Origin of the sequence: Herbaspirillum sp. BH-1 (assembly GCF_002870055.1) — a bacterium.
In the GTDB taxonomy this organism is placed as follows: Bacteria; Pseudomonadota; Gammaproteobacteria; order Burkholderiales; family Burkholderiaceae_D; genus Herbaspirillum; species Herbaspirillum frisingense.
Genome location: NZ_PKOI01000023.1, coordinates 36,668 through 52,944, shown reverse-complemented (window position 1 = coordinate 52,944; position 16,277 = coordinate 36,668). Strand labels below are relative to the sequence as shown.

Annotated in this window: 19 protein-coding genes; 8 read left to right on the top strand and 11 right to left on the bottom strand. The window is 62.2% G+C overall.

Translation table 11 applies throughout. From position 1 onward, the window contains the following. Positions 1-11: 11 nt before the first annotated feature. Positions 12-584, bottom strand: a complete 573-nt coding sequence (locus tag HBH1_RS21965; protein WP_102664366.1) for a methylated-DNA--[protein]-cysteine S-methyltransferase — start codon at positions 582-584, stop codon at positions 12-14. Positions 585-724: 140 nt separating this feature from the next. Here HBH1_RS21965 and HBH1_RS21960 point away from each other — a divergent pair, with 140 nt between their 5' ends. Both HBH1_RS21960 and HBH1_RS21955 read left to right on the top strand, forming a co-directional pair. Continuing rightward, entirely contained in the window at positions 725-943 is a 219-nt protein-coding gene (locus HBH1_RS21960; protein WP_102664365.1) for a ribbon-helix-helix protein, CopG family, read from the top strand. Then, positions 937-1,302, top strand: coding sequence for a type II toxin-antitoxin system VapC family toxin (locus HBH1_RS21955; protein ID WP_102664364.1), 366 nt, complete (start codon positions 937-939; stop codon positions 1,300-1,302). Before HBH1_RS21960 ends, HBH1_RS21955 begins: the two co-directional genes overlap by 7 nt. A gap of 21 nt (positions 1,303-1,323) precedes the next feature. Here the strand turns inward: HBH1_RS21955 and HBH1_RS21950 are convergent, their stop codons facing one another. Then, a complete protein-coding gene (locus tag HBH1_RS21950) occupies positions 1,324-1,674 on the bottom strand; it encodes a hypothetical protein (RefSeq protein WP_102664363.1) in 351 nt (116 codons plus the stop codon). Positions 1,675-2,021: 347 nt separating this feature from the next. Here HBH1_RS21950 and HBH1_RS21945 point away from each other — a divergent pair, with 347 nt between their 5' ends. Next, complete coding sequence (locus HBH1_RS21945; RefSeq protein WP_006465340.1) at positions 2,022-3,227, top strand: threonine ammonia-lyase; 1,206 nt, start codon at positions 2,022-2,024, stop codon at positions 3,225-3,227. Between the two features lie 27 nt (positions 3,228-3,254). Here the strand turns inward: HBH1_RS21945 and HBH1_RS21940 are convergent, their stop codons facing one another. From HBH1_RS21940 to HBH1_RS21930, 3 genes are read right to left on the bottom strand one after another with little or no spacing between them, the layout of a single operon-like run. Beyond that, positions 3,255-3,539, bottom strand: a complete 285-nt coding sequence (locus HBH1_RS21940; protein ID WP_102664362.1) for a DUF6587 family protein — start codon at positions 3,537-3,539, stop codon at positions 3,255-3,257. Beyond that, complete coding sequence (locus tag HBH1_RS21935; RefSeq protein ID WP_102664361.1) at positions 3,536-5,362, bottom strand: ferrous iron transporter B; 1,827 nt, start codon at positions 5,360-5,362, stop codon at positions 3,536-3,538. Before HBH1_RS21935 ends, HBH1_RS21940 begins: the two co-directional genes overlap by 4 nt. Next, positions 5,359-5,610 (bottom strand): FeoA family protein, encoded by a 252-nt coding sequence (locus HBH1_RS21930; RefSeq protein WP_102664360.1) that lies wholly within the window; start codon positions 5,608-5,610, stop codon positions 5,359-5,361. The genes HBH1_RS21935 and HBH1_RS21930 overlap by 4 nt, the downstream gene beginning before the upstream one ends. A 579-nt stretch (positions 5,611-6,189) precedes the next feature. On the opposite strand from HBH1_RS21930, the gene HBH1_RS21925 reads away from it, so the two are divergent. Further along, positions 6,190-6,642: a hypothetical protein gene (locus tag HBH1_RS21925; protein WP_102664359.1), complete on the top strand. Its 453-nt coding sequence runs from the start codon at positions 6,190-6,192 to the stop codon at positions 6,640-6,642. Positions 6,643-6,690: 48 nt separating this feature from the next. Here HBH1_RS21925 and HBH1_RS21920 read toward each other — a convergent pair whose 3' ends face one another. After that, entirely contained in the window at positions 6,691-7,599 is a 909-nt protein-coding gene (locus HBH1_RS21920; RefSeq protein ID WP_077236509.1) for a LysR family transcriptional regulator, read from the bottom strand. 140 nt (positions 7,600-7,739) lie between these two features. On the opposite strand from HBH1_RS21920, the gene HBH1_RS21915 reads away from it, so the two are divergent. Beyond that, positions 7,740-9,035 carry an MFS transporter gene (locus tag HBH1_RS21915; RefSeq protein ID WP_102664358.1) on the top strand — a complete coding sequence of 432 codons (1,296 nt, stop codon included), beginning with the start codon at positions 7,740-7,742 and terminating at the stop codon, positions 9,033-9,035. 67 nt (positions 9,036-9,102) lie between these two features. Here HBH1_RS21915 and HBH1_RS21910 read toward each other — a convergent pair whose 3' ends face one another. The 3 genes from HBH1_RS21910 to HBH1_RS21900 are packed head-to-tail and all read right to left on the bottom strand — an operon-like array spanning position 9,103 to position 11,014. Further along, positions 9,103-9,690, bottom strand: coding sequence for a VOC family protein (locus HBH1_RS21910; protein ID WP_102664357.1), 588 nt, complete (start codon positions 9,688-9,690; stop codon positions 9,103-9,105). 42 nt (positions 9,691-9,732) lie between these two features. Further along, entirely contained in the window at positions 9,733-10,206 is a 474-nt protein-coding gene (locus HBH1_RS21905; protein WP_233207674.1) for a nuclear transport factor 2 family protein, read from the bottom strand. 58 nt (positions 10,207-10,264) lie between these two features. Then, on the bottom strand, positions 10,265-11,014 hold the full coding sequence (locus tag HBH1_RS21900; RefSeq protein ID WP_102664355.1) for an SDR family NAD(P)-dependent oxidoreductase: 750 nt from the start codon (positions 11,012-11,014) through the stop codon (positions 10,265-10,267). 228 nt (positions 11,015-11,242) lie between these two features. Here HBH1_RS21900 and HBH1_RS21895 point away from each other — a divergent pair, with 228 nt between their 5' ends. Then, complete coding sequence (locus tag HBH1_RS21895) at positions 11,243-12,193, top strand: LysR family transcriptional regulator (protein ID WP_102664354.1); 951 nt, start codon at positions 11,243-11,245, stop codon at positions 12,191-12,193. Between the two features lie 67 nt (positions 12,194-12,260). On the opposite strand, the gene HBH1_RS21890 is transcribed toward HBH1_RS21895, so the two are convergent. Further along, positions 12,261-12,617 (bottom strand): hypothetical protein, encoded by a 357-nt coding sequence (locus HBH1_RS21890; RefSeq protein WP_006465677.1) that lies wholly within the window; start codon positions 12,615-12,617, stop codon positions 12,261-12,263. 904 nt (positions 12,618-13,521) lie between these two features. On the opposite strand from HBH1_RS21890, the gene HBH1_RS21885 reads away from it, so the two are divergent. Further along, complete coding sequence (locus tag HBH1_RS21885) at positions 13,522-13,923, top strand: DUF4148 domain-containing protein (protein WP_077236506.1); 402 nt, start codon at positions 13,522-13,524, stop codon at positions 13,921-13,923. 645 nt (positions 13,924-14,568) lie between these two features. Then, positions 14,569-14,859 carry a DUF4148 domain-containing protein gene (locus tag HBH1_RS21880; protein ID WP_102664353.1) on the top strand — a complete coding sequence of 97 codons (291 nt, stop codon included), beginning with the start codon at positions 14,569-14,571 and terminating at the stop codon, positions 14,857-14,859. Positions 14,860-15,134: 275 nt separating this feature from the next. On the opposite strand, the gene HBH1_RS21875 is transcribed toward HBH1_RS21880, so the two are convergent. Beyond that, on the bottom strand, positions 15,135-16,271 hold the full coding sequence (locus HBH1_RS21875) for a mechanosensitive ion channel family protein (RefSeq protein WP_077236505.1): 1,137 nt from the start codon (positions 16,269-16,271) through the stop codon (positions 15,135-15,137). Positions 16,272-16,277 lie beyond the last annotated feature (6 nt).

Here is a 16,277-nt window from a genome sequence, read left to right as displayed (position 1 = left end):
ATTTATATCGTTTACAGCAGGGAAAGCTGGTTGGGGTCTTCGCGACGACGTGACTGCGCCTTGCGGCGCGGATCGATCACCTGGCCGGCATCCTGTCCTTCGGTGGCGATGCCTTCGATGGCCAGCAACAGCTTCTTGACATGCAGGCCGCCGGCAAAGCCGGTCAGCGCACCGCCCACACCGATGACGCGATGGCAGGGTGCGATGATGGAAATGGGATTGCGGCCATTGGCCGCCCCCACGGCGCGCACCGCCTTTTCATTGCCGAGTTGGCGCGCGATGTCCAGGTAGGTGCGGGTCTGCCCGTAGGGGATGTCCAGCAGTGCCGACCAGACCTGGCGCTGGAATTCGGTCCCCTCGAAGTGCAAGGGCAGCTCGAAGCTGTCACGCTCGCCGGCGAAATATTCGCGCAGCTGCTGTTCGGTCTCCTGCAAGACCGGGCGATCCTCGTCCTCCACCATCTCGCCCAGACGCACGCGCAGGGCGTCATCGTCCTCCCACAGGATAGCCGCCAGGTGATCGCCCCTGGCCACCAGCTTGAGCAATCCGGCCGGAGAGGCCATCAGCTTGTAGGCATATTCCATTCGCATCTCTTCTGTTGCATCGAGGGGGTGATTCTACTGTGTCCAAAGACAAGATTGCCAGGCGCTCTAATAAACTTCGCGCATCCCGTCGCCATGGATGATATATGATATGTATATCATTCATCGCCACGGAGCCCACGATGAGCCGCATTCTGGTCGACATTCCCGATTCGCAATTGGCAGAGCTGACCCAGATCGTCGATAGCCAGCAGCGTCCGCGTGCTGTCGTCATCCGGGAAGCCATCGCCGCCTACATCGCCCAACACAGGCCGGAGCACGACGCCGAGGTCTTCGGCCTCTGGAAAAAGAAGAAGGTGGATGGGCTGGCCTATCAGAAGGAGCTGCGCTCGGAATGGTAAAGGCGCTCTTCGACACCAATATCCTGGTGGACTATCTCAACGGCATTGTCGCGGCCAAAAAGGAGATGGCACGCTATGAATACCGTGCCATCAGCATCATTACCTGGATGGAGGTGATGGTAGGCGCCTCGGAAGACAATGAAGATGCCCTGCGTTCGTGGCTATCCTCGTTCCATCTGATCAATCTGGACAGCACCGTGGCCCAGCGCGCCGTGATGATCCGCCAGCAACGGAGAATCCGACTGCCGGACGCCATCGTGTGGGCATCCGCGCAGGAACATTCCCTGCTGCTGGTCTCGCGCAACACCAAGGACTTTCCCGCCAATGAGCCCGGAGTACGAGTTCCCTACAAGCTCTAGGCGTCCCGATATGCAGGTGATTCACACCGTCAGCACCGAATACCCGTTTTCATTGAGGGCATCATAGACCCGGGTGCAGCTCCTGCAGAACAGGTGGCTGCGCTTGACATGCCGGTGCCGCAGCACCAGTTGCAGGGCCACTCCATCGCAGTGCGGGCAGGCCTCGCGCATGGGTCCCACCGGGACCACGTCGGCGGTGACGAAGCCGGCCGGCGTCATCACGCCCTCGATGACCTCGCGCGGGTCCAGCTCGACCAGTTTCAACAACAGTGGGGAAGTCCGCTGTACATGGCGCGGGCGGTCGGGCAGGGCAGTGCCGAAGGGCGGCAACGAGGGGGGCCGGACATCCGGATGCCGGGTGGCGATGCTCATGGTGTCTCCTTGGTGAGAACGGCTGAGTCTGATCGGACCTGCGAGAGGAGGAAGGCCGGACGGCACTTCCAGGTGTCGCTTCCACTGGGGCAAGAGATCCAGGCGGTGGCGCGACGAGTCTTTACTCTAGTCGCCCGAACCAGCGACTTCAATGGTGACGGTGAAAGAAATTTGGTATTGGCGAAGCGACAATCCGCCTCGCCCCAGCCCAACGCAAAATCGACATCGCTACGCCAGGATTTTTCCAATTGCCAAGTTGCCCTGGCCACGGCTTCGATTTATCGCCATCCTCGGTGGCGTGCCGCACGAGGTGCTACAAACCGGCGCATTGGCTCTACAATCGCAGGATGACAACGCTCAACGATATCGAAGCAGCCGCCCGCCGGCTGCAAGGCCAGATCCTGGAGACCCCCTGCGTGGAATCGCGTACGCTGTCCCAGATCGTCGGCGCCCAGGTCTTCCTCAAGTTCGAGAACCTGCAATTCACTGCGTCCTTCAAGGAGCGCGGCGCCTGCAACAAGATGGTCGACGTCGCCGCAAGCCAGGACGGTGCACGCGGCGTGGTGGCCATGTCGGCCGGCAACCATGCGCAGGGCGTGGCCTATCACGCGCAACGGCTGGGCCTGCCGGCCACCATCGTCATGCCGCGCTTTACGCCTGGCGTGAAGATCGAGCGTACCCGCGGCTTCGGCGCCAACGTGGTACTGCATGGCGACACCCTGGAAGCGGCACGCGCCCATGCCTACGAGCTGGCCGAGAAGGAAGGCCTGACCTTCGTCCATCCCTATGACGACGAAGCCATCATCGCCGGCCAGGGTACGGTCGCGCTGGAAATGATGAAGGCGGTGCCGGACCTGGATTGCCTGGTGGTGGCCATCGGCGGTGGCGGCCTGCTGGCCGGCATGGCTGTCGCAGCACGGGCCATCAAGCCGGAGATCGAGATCGTGGGTGTGCAGACACGGCGTTTTCCGACCATGGTCAATGCGGTCAAGGGGACCGAGCATCCGGTCGGCTCCAGCACCATCGCCGAAGGGATCGCCGTCGGCACACCCGGCACCCTGACCCGCGCCATCATCGCCCGCGAAGCCAACGATCTGTTGCTGGTCGATGAGGGCGATATCGAACAGGCCGTACTGATGCTGCTGGAAATCGAAAAGACCCTGGTCGAAGGCGCGGGTGCGGCCGGACTGGCGGCACTGGTGCGCTATCCGGACCGCTTCCGCGGCAAGCGCGTGGGACTGGTGCTGTCGGGCGGCAACATCGATCCGTTGCTACTGACGGCCATCATCGAGCGTGGCATGGTCCGCGCCGGCCGCCTGGCACGGGTGAAGGTCAGTTCGAGGGATGTCCCCGGCACCCTGGCGCGCATCACCGGCATCGTCGCCGAAGCCGGTGCCAACATCGACGAAGTGCACCACCAGCGCGCCTTTACGCTGCTGGCCGCGCAGAACGTGGATATCGAACTGGTATTGCAGACCCGTGGCCGGCCGCATCTGGCCCAGGTGCTGCAGGCGCTGCGGGCAGCCGGCTTCGAGGCCGAGGAACTGCACTGACTGCCAGCCCGCCGCGGGAGCCGGTCCTTATCTGCGGCGGTGAAAGCTGATCTTCTGTTCCAGTGGCGGCAAGGCGTCGCCACTGTCGCCACAACCATCACAGGCGCCGCCGCCGCAACCGCCAGCCCTGGCCGGTGGCAGGATGCGCTGGCCCAGCGCCTGCCAGGGCGCGCCACGACGCCGCACCAGCCAGCTCCCCAGCCGTGCCTGCCAGCGCCAGCTCACCGCAGGCGCCAGCTTGCGTGCCATGTAGAGCAGGCTGGCCGCGACCAGCAGGCCGATGATCAGGTATTGCCACCACAAGCTGTTCATGCCAGCCACCCCGCGATCCGATAGGTAAGGAAAGACGCTGCATAGGCCAGCACGAACATGTAGCCGAAGGACAGCGCCACCATGCGCCAGGACTGCGTCTCGCGCCGGATGATGGCCAGCGTGGACATGCACTGCGGCGCGAAGGCGAACCACACCATCAGCGACAGTGCGCTGGCCAGCGAGATATGCGCAGCCAGCGCCGTCTGCAAGGCGGCCCCCTCGTCGCCACCGACGGCGTAGACGGTGGCCAGCGTCGCCACCGCCGTTTCGCGGGCGGCGAAGGCGGGGATCAGCGACAGGCTGATCTGCCAGTTGAATCCCAGCGGTGCAAACAGGTACTGCAGGCTATGGCCGATATGGCCGGCGATGGAATAGTCGATGGCCGCCTCGGTGGCGCCGGCCGGTGGGGCAGGGAAGGTGCAGATGGCCCACATCAAGACCGTCAGCGCCAGCATCACGCCGGTCAGGCGCTTGAGGAAGATGGCGCCGCGCTCCCACAAACCCAGCGCGATATCGCGCCAGTGCGGCAGGCGATAGGAGGGCAGTTCCATCAACAGCGCACGCTCCTGGCGCGCACGGCCGATGCGCTTGGCCACCCAGGCCACCAACATGGCGGCGGCGATGCCTGCCACATACAGGCAGAACAGCGCCAGCCCCTGCAGATTGAAGAAACCCAGCACCGGACGATGCGGGATGAAGGCGCCGATCAGCAAGGCATACACCGGCAGGCGCGCCGAGCAGGTCATCAGTGGCGCCACCAGGATGGTGGCCAGCCGGTCACGGGGATCGGTGATGCTGCGTGCCCCCATGATGCCGGGGATGGCGCAGGCGAAACTGGACAAGAGCGGAATGAACGAGCGCCCGGACAGGCCCACCGACACCATCACCCGGTCCAGCACGAAAGCCGCGCGCGGCAGGTAACCGGATTCCTCCAGCAGCAGGATGAAGAAGAACAGCACCAGGATCTGCGGCAGGAACCCCAGTACCGTCCCCAGCCCGGCCACCAGGCCATCGGTCACCAGGCCGCGCAGCGGCCCCTCGGGCAACCATTCACCGACCACGCCACCGAGCGTGCCGAAGCCATCGGCAATGGCGTCCGTCATCGGCTTGCCGATGGCATATACGGCCTGGAACACCAGGAACATGGTCAGCGCCAGCAGCAGCACGCCCAGCACCGGGTGCAGGGCGATGCGGTCGATCGCGTCATCACGCCGGTCGGTCGGTGCCGGCATCACGACGGTGTCTGCCAGCAGGGCGCGCACCTCCACGTGCAGGTCGGCCACTGCCGGCGCCGTGGGTGCCGCCAGCGATCGGGCGTCGTCGATGGCCGCCTGCAAGGCATCGGCACCGCCGCGCCTGACGGCGATGGTTTCGATGACTGGCATGCCCAGCCGCTGCGACAGGGCCGCCACATCGACCCGGATACCGCGCCTGGCCGCGGCGTCCATCATGTTCAGGGCCAATACCATGGGCCGCCCCAGACGCCGCACTTCCAGCACGAAGCGCAGGTGCAGGCGCAGGTTGGTGGCATCGGCCACGCAGACGATCAGATCCGGCACCGCTTCGCCCGGGTAGCGTCCCTGCAGCACCGCCTGCGTCACCCGTTCGTCGGGGCTGACCGACTGCAGGCTGTAGGCGCCGGGCAGGTCCACCACCCGTACCTGACGTCCGGAAGGGGCGGTAAAGCTGCCCGATTTGCGCTCCACGGTCACGCCGGCATAGTTGGCCACCTTCTGGCGCGCCCCGGTCATCTGGTTGAACAGTGCGGTCTTGCCGCAGTTAGGGTTGCCGACCAGGGCAATGTTGAGTACGCCCGCACTCATGCTGCCATCTCCGAACCGGCCTGCAGCGACACCCGCTGCGCTTCGGCCCGCCGCAAGGCAAAACGGGTGGAACCGATCTGGACCACGATGGGATCGCCGCCAAAGGGCGCCGTCGCCACCACCCGTACCGGCTCACCGGTGACGAAACCGAGGTCGCGCAGACGGGCGGCGACGGCATCGGCGGCATGCAGGTCGGCAACATGATCGACGATGGCGGCAACGCCCTTGGCAAGTTCGGTGAGACGCATGATGGTGTGTTTCGGTCGGTGGAATCAGGAACGATTCTCATTATATTCGTTCACTTTGACGCTTGCCTGACAGAAGCCCAACCGCAGCGGAGGAGGGTACTGACAACCAGCAAGAGACGCCCAAGCCCGCCAGCTGGCGAAATTCGAGGCGATCCGGGGGATTTCCGACGGGCATCATGGGGCGGGAAAACCCTGCTTGAGGGTCCCAGCTGCGACGATATGTCGCAATCACGGGGTGCAATCCACACGAAAGTATTGGATTACAGACAACTAAAAAACGCAACTCTGTGATTTTCTTTTATTATTCGAACAACAAAGTCGCTGAAAGTGTCGCTTCTGCGTCCAAATGACGGATTTTTTCATGCGTAAATTTTTGCAGCGCACTATACTTTATTTAGTTTCCTCAGGGAAATTTGCGCCGAACTTCGCAAGTTCAGCGTATAGGCACCGGCGATACAACCGCATGGGGGCGGCATCGCCGGCACGATCGATTCAAGCAGCTTGCCCGGTCTCTGCCCTGGCAGGCTGAGCAACAACAACAATATGAATCCACATCCAGCAGGTCCAGCCGAATCCGACATGCCGCAGCAAATGCCGCTGCGCTCGTTGCTCGCTGAAATCAGTGCCTTGACGCTGCATGTGCAGCAACTGAGTCGCATGGCGGGGGAGGCCAGCGCACTCATCGAGAACAGTCAGATGCCGGCGCCGGTCGATCCCGAGCCACTACGACGGGACGATCGCCTGCAACGCAGCGAGCGGGTACAGCTGGAAGAAGCCATCATGCGCATCTTCGATGAGGTCTTCGGCCCACGTATCGACACCCTGGAACGCCAGATGAGCATGAGCCTGATCGCCGAGATCGGACCAGCGGCCTTCGTACAGAAGGTCCTGTGGGGCGAGGAAATCAGCGATATCGCCCTGACCATTGCCCTCGAACGCATGCTGCCGGCGCTCGAACAACTGGTGGAGGCCTATCCTCAGGCCTTCCTGCAACAGGCCAACAAGCTGCTGGGACGCTTCAAAAGCAACTGAGCAGACCTGGCCTGCTGCCCGTCGCCCATACAGCCTCACGACGACGCTTCACGATACATCCCGTTCGCCCCCGACGCGCCTGAGCGAACGCTGCAGGTGCGCCGCAAAGCGTGCCGCGGCAATCGATTGCCGGTGGTAGGCCAGCGACAGCTGCGCCCGCGGCGCCGGTTCGCGGATCTCGATGTAGCGCACCTGTGCCAGTTGTACCTGTTCGATGGCTTCCGGGACGATGGAAATCCCCAGCCCGGCGGCCACCAGATTGATGGCCGAGGTCAGCTGCGGCGCCAGCTGGATCACCTGCGGATCGAAGCCGGCCGCCTGGCACGCGCTGAAGATGTTGTCGTACAGTGCCGATCCCTTGCCACGCGGCACCATGATGAAGTTTTCCCCGGCCAGGTCCTGCAGGCGCAGCGATTTGCGTCGTGCCAGTGGATGCGAACGCGGCAAGGCCACCTTCAGCTTCTCGGCCGGCAGTTCCACCACCCCCAGCTCGGCCGACGGCGTCGTCACGATGCGCACAAAGGCCGCATCCAGTTGCGAGGCGGCGATATCGGCCAGCAACTGCTCGGTGATCCCTTCGCTGAGGGAGATTTCCAGCTTGCGATGACGCTCGCGGAATTGCTGGAGCGCATGCGACACCAGCGGATGGAATACCGCCGACGAGGTAAAACCCATGCGCAGCAATCCCACCTCGCCGCTGGCGGCCTGTTGCGCAGCGCGCAGTGCCTGCTCGGCATTGTCCACCGCCGTCTGGGCGTGTGGCAGCAACACCCGTCCCACCTCCGACAACTCCACGCCATGCGAGGTACGGATGAACAGCGCGCCGCCCACTTCCTGCTCCAGGTCCTTGATCTGCATCGACAGCGGGGGCTGGCCGATGCCCACCTTCTCGGCGGCCCGGGTAAAGCTGCGCTGTTCGGCCACGGCCAGGAAATAGCGGAGATGTCGCAGTTCCATTTTGCTCACCTGATATCTGTTTCATAGATGGCCAGGCCACCTTCCATATATTGGACAATATAGCGCATTTATCCCAGACTACCCCTCTCCACAACACATGGCGGTACGCCTTCCTCCGGCGCGTCTGCCGTCCCCTTGCCATGCAGTCGCTCTCCGATTCACCGTCTTCCACCGTCCCGCGCCCGGAAGCGGCACCCGCCGCGCACCATGCCACCTCTGCCACCTCTGCCACCCCGGCCAGCCATGCCACCGGTGGCGCGGTCCGCGGCTCCGCCGCCTACCGCCACATCGTGCTGGCGCTGTTCTGCTCGGGCTTCGCCACGTTCTCGCTGCTGTACTGCGTGCAACCGTTGCTGCCGGCCTTCGCGCAGGAATTCCACATCGGCGCGGCCAGTGCCTCGCTGGCCTTGTCGCTGTCGACGGGCTTCCTCGCGGTCTCCATCCTGTTGGCGGGCATGGTGTCGGAGCGCTTCGGCCGCAAGGAACTGATGTTCGCCTCCCTGGCCACCGCCGCCTGCTGCAACCTGCTGGCCGGCATCGCCCCGAGCTGGCACCTGATCCTGGTCGCCCGTGCGCTGGAAGGCATCGCCCTGGGCGGTGTACCGGCCGTGGCCATGGCCTATCTGGCCGAGGAAATCGACGCCAGTGGCCTGGGCTACGCCATGGGGCTGTATGTGGGCGGCAACGCCTTCGGCGGCATGGTCGGCCGGGTCGCCATGAGCACCCTGGCCGAATCCTTCGGCTGGCGCCACGCCATGCTCGCCATCGGCGCGCTGGACCTGGTGCTGGCAGTGGCCTTCGTGATGATGTTGCCAGCCTCGCGCAACTTCGTACGCAACGGCACGCTGCGCCTGCGCGACCACGTCGGCCTGTGGCGCCGCCACCTCGGCCACGCCCGCCTGCCGCTGACCTTCGGCATCGCGGCGCTGAACATGGGCATCTTCGCCACCTCGTACAACTACGCCGGCTTTCGCCTGATGAGCCCGCCGTTCTCGTTGTCAGCCACGCTGACCGGGCTCATCTTCAGCGCCTACATCTTCGGCATCGTGTCCTCTTCCTGGGCCGGTGCGCTGGCTGACCGCTATGGCCGTGCACCGCTGGTCGCTGCCGGTATCGGCACTTCCTGCGTGGGACTGTTCCTGACCTGCACGCCCTGGCTGACGGTGGTCATCGCCGGCATCGTGCTGTTGACCATCGGCTTTTTCACCACCCATTCGGCCGCCAGCAGCTGGGTCGGTCGGCTGGCGGGGCAGGGCAAGGGGCATGCCGCTTCGCTGTACCTGCTGGCGTATTACCTCGGCGGCAGCGTGCTGGGCTCGGCCGGGGGCTGGTTCTGGGAACACGCAGGCTGGAACGCCGTAGCCGCCTTCATGCTGCTGCAGGTCCTGACGGCCGTATGGCTGGCCCGCTGCCTAGGGCGGCAGGGTCGCAACTGACACCTCTTTGAGAGCAGAAACGACAAGGCCGGCACAATGCCGGCCTTGTCGTTTTCGACCGTCCAGTTCACTGCGCCGGCCGGCTCGGATTCCACAGGCGCTGCGCGGTATGGCCCTCATAGGCCTTGCCCTTGGGATAGCTGACCAGTTCCATCTCGGCGCCCCACGGTGCGCGGAAGTGGACCCAGGTCTCGCCACCGGTGTCGCCAGCCGTCATGGTAATCGGCTCACCCAGCACGGTGATGCCGTGCGACTTCAGGTAGGCCACGCCAGCGATGATGTCCTCCGTGTAGAAGGCGATGTGCGAGGCGCCGGCCTCGGCCAGTTGCGGCATTGACTTGCTGCCACGCGGATTGACGTACTCGAACAACTCGATGTTGGCGCCGGTCCCGCAGCGGATCATGGCCAGGGTCACGCTGTCGGCGCGCGGCGCGAAGGCCTCTGATTTCTCGGCAGCGGCGGCATCCAGGGGGAAGGGGCCGATCTGCGTCACCGGTACGCAACCGAAGGTATCGATGAAGAAAGCCTCGGCCTGCTTCAGGTCAGGCACATTGATGCCGACGTGATCGATCCCGGCAATCGGAACGCCGGCGGCATGACCCGGTACAGCCATCAGCAGGGCGACTGCGGCCAGAAGGGAAGCAATGAATTTCATGGAATACTCCGTGCAACGGTAAAGGTGAAAAGTGAAAGGTGATCAGTGGGAAGGAGCTACGTCGAGGAAGACGAAGACACTGGCCAGCTTGCCCTCGCGAATGGTGAAGATGTCCTCGCCGTGGATCAGGGCCGGCTGGTCCGGCGGACCGTAATTCCAGGTGACGCGACCCAGACCGTGGTTCCAGCTCACCGGATCGGCCTTGAAGGAAAAACCGGGATGCTGGTCCTGGACCCGTTGCAGCAACTGGCCCACGGCGGCGTGTCCGACCGCCTTGGCCTGGTAGTCGGCGACAAAGAAATTATCGGTATAGACCTGGCCGAAACGCAGGTTGCGGCGCTGCGCATCGGGCTCGTTCCAGATCGTGAAATGCAGGTCGATCAAGGCCTGCGCCTGTGCCACGTCAACGGTGGCGTCACTGGTGAGATGCATGGAAGACTCCTGGGTGAAGGCTGCCGGCGCTGCAAGCAGGGCCAGCGCGCCAAAGAGGGAAAGGGTGGCGACGAGATTTTTCATGGTCGGTCTGGCGATGTAAGACGGCGCTGGCGGACATGCCGTGCCAGCGCCCCCGACATCACACTTGTGCCATGCCACCATCGACAAACAGTTCGATGCCATTGACGAAGCTGGAGGCATCCGACGCCAGGAAAGCTACCACCTTGCCGATTTCCTGCGGTTCGCCCAGGCGGCCCAGCGGCACTTGTGCGGCGAGGAAGTCGAACAGCCCGTGACGCGCTTCATCGGGCACCAGGCCGCCCAGGCCAGGCGTACGGACCGGGCCGGGGCTCACCACGTTGACGCGGATGCCGCGGTCCTTCAGGTCCAGTGCCCAGGAGCGGGCGAAGTTGCGCACCGCGGCCTTGCTGGCACTGTAGACACTGAAGTTGGCCGTGCCCTGGATGGAGACGGTGGAGGCGGTAAGCACCACCGAGGCGCCATCGACCAGCAGCGGTAATGCCTTTTGCACGGTGAAGAGCACGCCACGCACATTGGTGCCGAAGATGCGGTCGAAGTGTTCTTCGGTGATCGCGCCCAGCGGCATCATGTCGCCACCACCGGCGTTGGCGAAGAGGATGTCCAGCTTGCCGGCGCTCTTGGCGATCTGGGCATAGACCTGGTCCAGATCGGAGAGGACCGAGGCGTCGGCCCGGATACCGGTGGCGGCCGCGCCGATGCTGGCCACTGCGGCATCCAGTTCAGCCTGGCGGCGACCGGTGATGAAGACACGGGCGCCCTGTGCTGCCAGTTCCTGGGCGGTGGCCAGGCCGATGCCGCTGGTGCCGCCGGTGACGAGTGCGATCTTGCCGTCGAGTTGCTTGTTCATGGTATTGCTCCTTATATAGGGTGCTGCGATTTGGATGAAATGGACGTCTGCATGTCGTGGCGCCCCGCCTTGCGTTGCGCTGTGTATCGATCAGGCATGGCTGCACTTTAGCGGCGCTCGATTCCCAGATAAACCGTGTAAAATCAAAATTACTATTCACATACGTGGATAATCTGGACGATCCCGCAAACTTTTCCGGCAGGCGTCGATCAACCAAGGACACTCGACATGGATCAATTGATGGCCATCCGCGGCTTTGCGCGGGTGGTGGAAGCAGGCAGTTTCACGCGGGCCGCCGATTCGCTGGACATGCCCAACGCCACGCTGAGCAAGCAGATACAGGAACTGGAGTCGCACCTGGGCGTGCGACTGCTGCAGCGGACCACGCGCCGCGTCACCGTCACGGCCGAAGGGCGCGACTACTACGAGAAGACCACCCGCATCCTGCGCGACCTGGAGGATATCGATACCTCCTTCGACGCGGCCCGCGTCAAGCCCAAGGGCCAGCTGCGGGTGGATGTCGGTGGTTCGACCGCGCGTGACGTGCTGGTCCCGGCGCTGCCGGAGTTCATGGCGCGCTATCCCGACATCCGCATCGACCTCGGTGTCTCCGACCGTTCGGCCGACCTGATCAGCGACAACATCGATTGCGTCCTCCGTGGCGGCCCGCTGGACAGTTCATCGCTGGTCGCGCGGCACATCGGCAATGCGACGCTGATCACCTGCGCGGCGCCGGCCTACCTGAAGCAGTTCGGCACACCGGCCTATCCGGAAGAACTGAAGAACGGTCACCGGCTGGTGAGTTACCTGTCGCCGCAGAATGGCCGGGCCTTTCCCTTCCGTTTCGAACGCAAGGGAGAAAAGCAGGACATCAAGATCGACCATCGCATCGGCGTCAACGAGAGCAACGCCCATCTGGCGGCGGCAATGGCGGGCCTGGGCATCGTGCAGACCTTCAGCTATGCCGCGCGCGACGCACTGGAGAGCGGGGCGCTGGTGGAAATATTGCAGCCCTGGCGACCGGCGGCCTATCCCTTCCACGTGGTCTATCCGCAGAACCGCCATGTCAGCCAGCGCCTGCGGGTCTTCATCGACTGGCTGCTGGAGTGCCTGCCGGCGCGCATCGCCGCCGCGCATATGGCGACTCAAAAAGCCGTGACCAAGACCCGCAAGCGCTGAGCAGACGCAGGCAAAAAAAATCCCCGGCCGCAGCCGGGGATCTTCATCACGACATGAACGCCGCAGATTACGGAGTCTTGTCGGACTTGTCAGGAGTGGCCGCCAGGGCTGCATTACGCTCGGCGGTGGACTCCTTCTTCTCTTGCTTCAGCTGCGCCCTGGCAGCCTTCTTGTCGGACTTGTATTCCTGCTTGGCGGCCTTCTTCTGTGCCTTGTATTCGGCCTTGGCATCGGAATCGGCCTGACGCTTCTGGACGAACGGGTCATTGGAAGGCACGGCCGAAGGCGATGCGGTCGAAGCCGACGACATCGGCGCGGTCGGTGCAGCGCCCACGGCGTTGCCATTGGTCGGTGCATTCTGCGCCATGGCGCTACCGGCCAGGGCCATGAACAGGGACGAGATCAGAATGTGACGAGTCTTCATGTGTACCTCCTTGCGTTATGTTTTTCGGAAAAGCCCGAGGCTTGGATACTCAAGAAAATTACAGGATGCGGGATCGCAGATCCGTGTCATCACTATAGGCAAGCTTGCGGTCGCGCTATGTCGGACAAGGACTGATTCTCCGCTTCCCCGATTACGCAAAATGTGGGGCCTGTTGGCCTGCCTGTTCTGCGTAACACGTGAATCTCTGAAGCCTTTTTCGACAGGAAGGTTCGAGGAGAAGTGCAAGCGTTGGTGAGGCTTGCAAGCAATCGTAACAAGGGGGAACCGTCACTCATTGCCGTCAGCAGATGGCGATGCAAGGAGATGCAAGGAGATGCTATGCAACGAAACCAAACGAAACAACAACGCTGCAAGCAATGAATGTTCGCCAGCACCCGGCTTCTACAAATCGAGCTATATGGGGAATGCGCAAATGTCAGGCGGAGAAAGGCGCCTGCTCAAAGGCGCCAATTCACTATGTTTGTCGAAATATAACGAAGGCCTGAAAAACTCTGTCAAATCCATTGAATAAGTTATTGCGATTTTGTATTGGATCGATAGGAATTTTTTTATCGCACCGCAAAATGGATCAACCAGCGATTATTGCCAGCAGATGATCAATTCCATTTTTCTCCAAATAAATCAATAACTTAATTAACTTCAACTACTTCATAAGTAGAAATTTATGCAACATTTTCCATGTGCAGATGCGGTGTAAAAAGAGCAGTACAGGCTCGAAAAAACTGATTGTTCGCGTTTCTGGAATGATGTATTCCGGTTTGTCTGCTTTTTCTGCCGCGCTTGGATCTCTAAACTTGGTTCCACGATGACAGCACACAACGACTGAACCACAAGTGTCGGCCCAGGTTGCAGTGCTCATCCCCTCACTCACAAAGGAATGATCATGAACACCAAGAATATTGCCAAGAACCTGTTTGCAGGCCTGCTGTTGACTACCGCTGTCGGTGCCGCCATGGCTGAAGCCCCGTATCCCGCCGAGACCCAGATCGTCTCGACCAAGAGCCGCGCCGAAGTGGTCGCCGAGTTGAAGCAAGCCCGTGCCAATGGCGACCTGCTGGTGACCGACCAATATCCGGTCGACAAGCCTTTCGTCTCGACCAAGACCCGCGCTGACGTACGCGCCGAACTGATCCAGGCCCGCGCCAACGGCGACCTGCTGGTGACCGAACAATATCCGGTGGAAAAGCCCTTCCACTCGACCCTGACCCGTCAGCAAGTGCAAGAAGAACTGCAGCAGGCCCGCAACCAGGGCACTGCTGTAAGCAACAGCAACGCTCCGCTGTAATCCGCATGCCCTGATGCCAGGCTGGCGCCATCCGCGCCCCTGGCTGCGCATCATCCGCACCGGCGATCCCGGTGCGTCAGTCTCTCCCCAGGCGGGCCTCATGAAAGCGACGTTCTCTCCCCTCGGTCGCCGGTAGTGAGGTCCGCCTGCCTGCTTTCTGCGCCCATCTCGCCATCTCGATTCCGGACAATTCCCGCCGCCGCCCTGATGCAGCCACGCTGCTGGCAGGATTAGAAAAATTTCGACATTTTTCTAAGTTTTTCCAGCGGTTCCTATCCGGAATTTCCCCCTCCGAAAGTACGAATTTCGCTCTGCAATCTGCTCAGTTTTCGACCAATTCAACGGAGCATTTCTTTTTTAATTTTCTAAGTTTTCTTGTTTTTGACTTCTAAGTTTTCATAATCCGTGTTTCTAACTTTTCGACAAGCGACCGGATCACCCGATCACGGCATGGCGCGATGCCTGCGCCTGGTAACAATGGATGTGCTTGTTCTGAAATCCGGAACGATGAATTCCGATTTCGCGTCTTTATCCGTCGTCCGTTGATCTCTAAACTTGGTTTCACGATGACAGCACACAACGACTGAACCAAGACCTTGGGCCGGGTTGAAGTGCACATCCCTTCTCTCACACAAAGGAACGATCATGAACACCAAGAACATTGCCAAGAACCTGTTTGCCGGCCTGCTGTTGACCTCCGCCATCGGTACCGCCATGGCTGAAGCACCGTATCCTGCCGAAACCCGCTTCGTCTCCACCAAGAGCCGTGCCGAAGTGGTCGCCGAACTGCAACAAGCCCGCACCGACGGCGAACTGCTGGTGAGCGATCGCAACCGCGACGACAAGCAGATCGCCTCTGCCAAGACCCGTGACGAGGTGCGCGCCGAGCTGGCCCAGGCCCGCGCCAATGGCGAAATGCATGTCACCGATCAATAAGCCTTGGCGGGCAACAAGCCGGGTTGTCCGGCACACCAGTCTCCCCCCTGCAGGCGGATCCATGACAGCGACACTCTCTCCCATCGGTCGCCAGTCGTGAGATCCGCCTGATCTTTTTTGCGTCTGGCCTCATCAGGCATCGACAACACGCATCAGAACAATCACGGTGACAGTTTTTCTAAGTTTTAGCCCCTGTGATTACTTAGTTTCAACCATCCGACTTTCTAAGTTTTTCATGCCACACCGGTGTTGTAAAAATGCGACCTCCGGTGAACTCATGGTTGTCCCTTCAGCGGCTCTCCGGGCGCACCGTCGATGAGGGTATCCAAAGCATCCGGCTGATTGCGCGAGCTCAGTTCTGCACGCATGCGGGGCAGGGCATCCGGGTAATGGCTGGCGATGAAGTTGATCATGTGCTCGCGAATCTGGCAGCGCAGGTCGAAAGCACTGCCCGAATCCCTGGCCGACACCAGCAGGCGAATCTGCATGGTGCGTTCGCTGGCGTCGGTGACGTGCATGACGCAGACCCGCTTGTCCCAGAGCGGCAGGGTCTGGCAGATGCGCTCGAATTCGGCACGCACTGCCTGCGTGGGAACCGAAAAATCCAGCCACAGGAATACCGTGCCGAGAATGGTGGAGGAGGTGTGGGTCCAGTTCTCGAAGGGGTTTTCGATGAACCACTGCAGCGGCACGATCATGCGTCGTTCATCCCAGATCCTGACCACGACGAAGGTCCCGGTGATTTCCTCCACGCGCCCCCATTCGCCCTTGACGATGAGCACGTCGTCGATGCGGATCGGTTGCGAGAAGGCAATCTGCAGGCCGGCAAAGAAATTCCCCAGCACCGGCTTGGCGGCGATACCGGCGACGATACCGGCCACACCGGCCGAGGCCAGCAGGCTGGCGCCGAACTGGCGCGCACCGGGCAGGGTCAGCAGCACGAAGGCCAGGCCCAGCAGGGCGATGAGGAAGTAGGCACTGCGCGAGAGCACCCGGGTCTGGGTCAGGATGCGACGGGCCTTGAGGTTGTCGGCCACGTCATAGGGATTCAAATTGACGACCGTCAGGCTCACCGATTTCACGCAGCGCATCAGGAACCAGGTCAGCGCCAGGATGAAGGCGATCGAGGTGAGATAGGAAATGCGGGTCAGGCCCGGCGTATTGTCGGGCGCGCCGGCCAGCACGATACGCAGCATGAACAGGATCACACAGGCACGGCTGGCGTTGAAGGTGACCTGCGTGGCGGTGGTGGTAAAGGGCCGGCCGCGTGCCAGGCGCCTGACCAGCGCCACCCCCAGCCGATGCAGGAAGATCGCCACCAGCACGGCCACCAGGGCGACGCCGAGCACGATCAGGCCCGAACGCAGCGGGCCTTCGTTCATGTTGTAAAGAAAATCGAGGTCCAGGCTCATCCGTTC